Origin of the sequence: Streptomyces sp. E2N166 (assembly GCF_003671715.1) — a bacterium.
In the GTDB taxonomy this organism is placed as follows: Bacteria; Actinomycetota; Actinomycetes; order Streptomycetales; family Streptomycetaceae; genus Streptomyces; species Streptomyces thinghirensis.
The window spans coordinates 1-3,337 of the sequence record NZ_RAIF01000022.1 but is presented as its reverse complement, the minus strand read 5'-3'; the positions used below and the strand labels follow the sequence as shown (position 1 = coordinate 3,337).

The 3,337-nt window shown below is 67.8% G+C and carries 5 protein-coding genes; 2 read left to right on the top strand and 3 right to left on the bottom strand.

Annotated elements, in window-relative coordinates:
- From EBH09_RS17835 to EBH09_RS17825, 3 genes are all read right to left on the bottom strand, one after another.
- Nucleotides 1-641: alanine racemase (locus EBH09_RS17835; protein WP_193776382.1), on the bottom strand; the 641-nt coding region annotated here is incomplete at its 3' end.
- A gap of 60 nt (nt 642-701) precedes the next feature.
- A complete protein-coding gene (femX, locus tag EBH09_RS17830; RefSeq protein ID WP_121747995.1) occupies nt 702-1,823 on the bottom strand; it encodes a peptidoglycan bridge formation glycyltransferase FemX in 1,122 nt (373 codons plus the stop codon).
- A gap of 126 nt (nt 1,824-1,949) precedes the next feature.
- Nucleotides 1,950-2,255: a hypothetical protein gene (locus EBH09_RS17825; RefSeq protein ID WP_121747994.1), complete on the bottom strand. Its 306-nt coding sequence runs from the start codon at nt 2,253-2,255 to the stop codon at nt 1,950-1,952.
- 276 nt (nt 2,256-2,531) lie between these two features.
- Between EBH09_RS17825 and rpsF the strand changes: the two genes are divergently transcribed.
- Both rpsF and EBH09_RS17815 read left to right on the top strand, forming a co-directional pair.
- Nucleotides 2,532-2,822, top strand: a complete 291-nt coding sequence (gene rpsF, locus EBH09_RS17820; RefSeq protein ID WP_003975025.1) for a 30S ribosomal protein S6 — start codon at nt 2,532-2,534, stop codon at nt 2,820-2,822.
- Nucleotides 2,823-2,899: 77 nt separating this feature from the next.
- Nucleotides 2,900-3,337, top strand: a 438-nt coding sequence (locus EBH09_RS17815) for a single-stranded DNA-binding protein (RefSeq protein WP_153182678.1), incomplete at its 3' end; no start/stop codon positions are given.

The window sequence follows — 3,337 nt, the reverse complement described above, 5'->3', positions numbered from 1 at the left end:
TCGTGGTCGCCCAGCCACAGCCGGGTGCCGATCCGGGCGCGGAAGCGGGTCTGCGGGAACTGCTGCTGGAGCCGGGCGAGTTCGTCCGCCTTGAGGTGGCTGACGAACATCGTGTGCAGCGGCAGCCGGGCCGCACGCAGGCGGTCCATCCAGCCGATGACCTCCTCGACGGCGTCCGAGCCGTCGGTACGGTCCAGCGGCAGGTGGATGGCGAAGCCCTCCAGCCGGACGTTCTCTATGGCGGCGTGCAGCTGCGGCAGGTCCTGCTCGCTGATGCCGTGCCGCTTCATCGAGGACATCACCTCGATGACCACACGTGCGCCCACGAGGCCGTACACGCCGTCGATGGACGACACCGAGCGCACGACGCGGTCGGGCAGCGGTACGGGCTCCTCGCCGCGCCGGTACGGCGTCAGGACCAGCAGGTCACCGCCGAAGAAGTCCTTGATCCGGGCGGCCTCGTACGTCGTGCCGACGGCCAGTACGTCCGAGCCCAGCCGCGTGGCCTCCTCCGCCAGCCGCTCGTGCCCGAAGCCGTAGCCGTTGCCCTTGCAGACCGGGACGAGCCCGGGGAACTGCTCCTGCACGTGCTTGTGATGCGCCCGCCAGCGCGCGGTGTCGACGTAGAGGGTGAGCGCCATGGCCGGACCTGGGACCTTTCTCGTGGCTGTCAGAGGTGCGGGTTGGGGGTGAGCTGTGGGTCAGCGGCGCGACATGTACATGTCGAGCGCCTTGTGGAGCAGCTTGTTCAGTGGGAAGTCCCACTCGCCGAGGTACTCGGCCGCCTGCCCGCCCGTGCCGACCTTGAACTGGATCAGGCCGAAGAGGTGGTCGCTCTCGTCCAGCGAGTCCGAGATACCGCGCAGGTCGTAGACGGTGGCGCCCAGGGCGTAGGCGTCGCGGAGCATGGCCCACTGCATCGCGTTCGAGGGCCGGACCTCGCGGCCGATGTTGTCGGAGGCGCCGTAGGAGTACCAGACGTGCCCGCCGACGACCAGCATGGTCGCCGCCGACAGGTTCACCCCGTTGTGCCGGGCGAAGTACAGCCGCATGCGGTTGGGGTCCTCGTTGTTGAGGGCCGCCCACATGCGCTGGAAGTACGACAGCGGGCGCGGCCGGAAGTGGTCGCGCACGGCCGTGATCTCGTACAGGCGCTGCCACTCCTCGAGGTCGTGGTAGCCGCCCTGCACCACTTCGACGCCGGCCTTCTCGGCCTTCTTGATGTTGCGGCGCCACAGCTGGTTGAAGTTCTTGTGGACCTCTTCCAGGGAGCGGTTGGCCAGCGGCACCTGGAAGACGTAGCGGGGCTGTACGTCGCCGAAGCCGGCGCCGCCGTCCTCGCCCTGCTGCCAGCCCATACGACGCAGCTTGTCGGCCACCTCGAAGGCGCGCGGCTCGATGTGGTCGGCCTCTATGTCGCGCAGGCGCTTGACATCGGGGTCCTGGATGCCCTTCTTGATGGACGTGGCGTCCCAGCGCCGGATGATCACGGGCGGGCCCATCTTCACCGAGAAGGCGCCCTGCTGCTTGAGGTGCGCCAGCATGGGCTCCATCCAGTCCTGGAGGTTCGGCGCGTACCAGTTGATGACCGGGCCCTCGGGGAGGTAGGCGAGGTACCGCTTGATCTTGGGCAGCTGCCGGTACAGGACGAGCCCCACGCCCACCAGCTCACCGGTCCGGTCGTCGAACCAGCCGAGGTTCTCCGAGCGCCATTCCGCCTTGACGTCTGCCCATGCCGGGACCTGCATGTGACTCGCCGCCGGCAGGCTCTGGATGTAGGCCAGATGCTGCTCGCGACTGATGGTCCTCAGGGTCAGGCTCATTCGGGGCGCTCCTCGGGCTGGTGTGTCCCCATGGGTACAGGGGCTCCGGCTCTCGCGCGAAGCCTACTGCGCCCTGTGAGCGCCCCGTCCGGCGTACGGGTGGAAGGGGGTCTGCGGTGGCCGGGCTCAGCCGAAGAACCCACCGTGACTGATGCCGAAGAACAGGCCGAGTGCGGAGCCTCCCAGCGCCAGTACCAGGCCGAAGCGCTCGCGCGTCGTCACCGAGATGAGCTGGCCGTATCCGGCGGTCAGGACACCCAGCAGACCTGCCCAGGAGGTCAGGACGTGAAGCCCGCGGAAGCTCGCGGTGGCCAGGGCGAGCACGGCCAGGACCAGGCCCACGGCCAGCAGCGTGTCCTGAAGGGGGTGAGCTTTGCCGTCGGTGGCCAGCAGGCCGGTCCGGGGCTTGGCGGGTCGCATGATCTGTGCCATGGGGAACCTCCTGCCGAAGGCAGTGTGTCGTGGCCCTCACATCCGCTGAGTACCGATTGTGTCCCCTCACAGCCGGATTTCAACCGCAAGCGGGTGGCCGGGTACTCTGTACCTTCTGCACTGGTGTCTGCTGCCATCCACGGCCGGGCCGCTTCCTCGGAGGAGGCCCGATTGTCAGTGGGTCCTGGTTTACTCGTTGATACCGGTGCCAACGCATCGCAACCCTCCTGCCACGGAACGACCGTGGCCGCTGAGTCCAAAGGAGGTGGGTTCCACATGCGTCACTACGAGGTGATGGTCATCCTCGACCCCGATCTCGAGGAGCGTTCTGTCTCCCCGCTGATCGAGAACTTCCTCTCTGTCGTCCGTGACGGCGGCGGAAAGGTCGAGAAGGTCGACACCTGGGGCCGTCGTCGTCTCTCGTACGAGATCAAGAAGAAGCCCGAGGGCATCTACTCGGTCATCGATCTGCAGGCCGAGCCTGCGGTCGTCAAGGAGCTCGACCGCCAGATGAACCTGAACGAGTCGGTCCTCCGGACCAAGGTCCTCCGTCCCGAGATGCACTGAGCCCTTCCGCTCAGCCGATCCCGGGATTCGAGTAGCAGCACAAGCAGCCAGCAGCAAACCCGCCGAGAGGTTCCCCCATGGCAGGCGAGACCGTCATCACGGTCATCGGCAATCTTGTCGATGATCCCGAGCTGCGCTTCACCCCGTCCGGTGCGGCCGTCGCGAAGTTCCGTGTCGCGTCGACCCCCCGCACCTTCGACCGTCAGACGAACGAGTGGAAGGACGGCGAAAGCCTCTTTCTCACCTGCTCGGTCTGGCGTCAGGCGGCGGAGAACGTCGCCGAGTCGCTCCAGCGAGGCATGCGCGTCATCGTGCAGGGCCGGCTGAAGCAGCGGTCCTACGAGGACCGTGAGGGCGTCAAGCGCACGGTCTACGAGCTGGACGTCGACGAGGTCGGCGCCAGCCTGCGCAGTGCCACGGCCAAGGTCACGAAGACCTCGGGCCAGGGCCGCGGAGGTCAGGGCGGATACGGCGGCGGCGGTGGCGGCGGCGGCGGCTGGGGCGGCGGCCCCGGC

Bases quoted from the DNA above. Each gene is read 5' to 3' on its own strand.
- femX (WP_121747995.1), bottom strand. From the start codon at position 1,823: ATGAGCCTGACCCTGAGGACCATCAGTCGCGAGCAGCATCTGGCCTAC.
- rpsF (WP_003975025.1), top strand. From the start codon at position 2,532: ATGCGTCACTACGAGGTGATGGTCATCCTCGACCCCGATCTCGAGGAG.
- EBH09_RS17825 (WP_121747994.1), bottom strand. From the start codon at position 2,255: ATGGCACAGATCATGCGACCCGCCAAGCCCCGGACCGGCCTGCTGGCC.